The sequence below is a fragment of the Mesorhizobium sp. M5C.F.Ca.IN.020.29.1.1 genome, assembly GCF_003997375.1.
GTDB lineage: Bacteria > Pseudomonadota > Alphaproteobacteria > Rhizobiales > Rhizobiaceae > Mesorhizobium > Mesorhizobium wenxiniae.
The window spans coordinates 1-1,047 of the sequence record NZ_RZSW01001021.1 but is presented as its reverse complement, the minus strand read 5'-3'; the positions used below and the strand labels follow the sequence as shown (position 1 = coordinate 1,047).

The 1,047-nt window shown below is 62.4% G+C and carries 1 protein-coding gene and 1 pseudogene; both read left to right on the top strand.

Annotated elements, in window-relative coordinates; translation table 11 throughout:
* Positions 1-107 precede the first annotated feature (107 nt).
* Positions 108-578 (top strand): annotated as a pseudogene (locus EOA85_RS35930) (GNAT family N-acetyltransferase).
* A gap of 27 nt (positions 579-605) precedes the next feature.
* On the top strand, positions 606-1,047 hold a 442-nt coding region (locus EOA85_RS35925; protein ID WP_164760166.1), incomplete at its 3' end, for a DUF72 domain-containing protein.

Genomic DNA, 1,047 nt, shown 5'->3' with positions numbered 1-1,047 from the left:
CAGCTACACCGGCCAGTTCCTGCGGGAACTGCTGGAGCGGCGGCCCGGAGGCAAGCGCGAAGCGGCGGAGTGAATGAGGACTGGCTGGCGTCTGGAAGAACCTTCAAATGAAGATCAGAAGAGCGCTTGCCGGTGATTTTGACGCTGTCGCCCAGCTGACCGACGCCGCCTACGCGCCCTACACAGCCTTGTTCGGCGCGCGGCCGATCCCGGTCACCGAAGACTATGCGCCGCGGATCGGACGCGGCGAAGTCTGGCTGCTGGAAAGCAGCGGCGAGCCGGCCGGACAGATTGTCATCGAGCGGCACCCGGACCACACAATGATCTTCTCCGTGGCCGTCGGCCCTGCCTTCCAGGGCAAAGGTTTCGGCATCGCCCTACTCAGATGGGCGGACGAACAGACGCGCCTATGGCATCTGCCCGAGGTGCGGCTCTAGACCAACGCGAAGATGGAGCGGAACATCGCGCTTTACAAAGCCTGTGGCTTTCACGAAACGGGTCGCCGGCCCAATCCGTACCGGCCAGGATGGACGATCGTCGACATGGCTAAAGCCGCCCAGACAACGGCGATCGCCTGATCCTTTGCAGCAAACAGGAGGACGACAGTGACTCAATCAGGAACAATTCGCGCCGGCATGGGCGGCTGGACCTTCGAGCCATGGGACACGTCCTTCTATCCGGACAAACTGTCCAAGGCGAAGCAACTGCACTACGCAACCCGGCAGGTGCCGAGCATCGAGGTCAACGGCACCTATTATTCGAGTTTCAAGGAGCCGACCTTCGTCAAATGGGCTAACGAAGCGCCGGATGGCTTCGTCTATTCGCTGAAAGGCAACCGCTTCGTCACCAACCGACGCGTGCTCGGCGAGGCCGGCGAGTCGATGACGCGCTTCCTGGGGTCGGGCGTCGCCGCACTCGGCGACAAGCTCGGGCCGATCCTGTGGCAGTTCGCGCCGACGAAAAAGTTCGACCCGGACGATTTCGAGGCCTTCCTCAAGCTATTGCCTGAAAAGCATGACGGCGTTGCGCTGCGCCATGCGGTGGAGG